Annotated in this window: 1 protein-coding gene; it reads left to right on the top strand. The window is 63.4% G+C overall.

Annotated elements, in window-relative coordinates:
* On the top strand, positions 1-522 hold a 522-nt coding region (locus P0D70_RS36800), incomplete at both ends, for a pyridoxal-phosphate dependent enzyme (RefSeq protein ID WP_408188133.1).

Genomic DNA, 522 nt, shown 5'->3' with positions numbered 1-522 from the left:
CCACGACTACCTGAAAAAAACCCTCACCGCGCGCGTCTACGACGTGGCCCGCGAGACCGAACTCGAACGCGCGCCGAATCTGTCGGCACGTCTGCGCAATCCGGTCTACCTGAAGCGCGAGGACAACCAGCCGGTGTTCTCGTTCAAGGTGCGCGGCGCGTACAACAAGATGGCGCATATTCCTTCCGAGGCGTTGGAACGTGGCGTGATTACCGCGTCGGCGGGCAATCATGCGCAGGGCGTGGCGCTGTCGGCGGCGCGCATGGGCGTGAAGGCGATCATCGTGGTGCCGGTCACGACTCCGCAAGTGAAGGTCGATGCGGTGCGCGCGCACGGCGGGCCGACCGTCGAAGTCGTGCAGTTCGGCGAATCGTATAGCGATGCGTATGGACACGCGGTGAAGCTGCAGGAAGAGCGCGGCCTGACCTTCGTGCATCCGTTCGACGATCCGTATGTGATCGCCGGGCAAGGCACCGTCGCCATGGAAATTCTCAGCCAGCATCAGGGTCCGATTCACGCGAT

This window comes from Paraburkholderia sp. RL17-381-BIF-C (genome assembly GCF_046026435.1).
In the GTDB taxonomy this organism is placed as follows: domain Bacteria; phylum Pseudomonadota; class Gammaproteobacteria; order Burkholderiales; family Burkholderiaceae; genus Paraburkholderia.
This window is presented reverse-complemented; position numbering and strand designations above follow the sequence as displayed.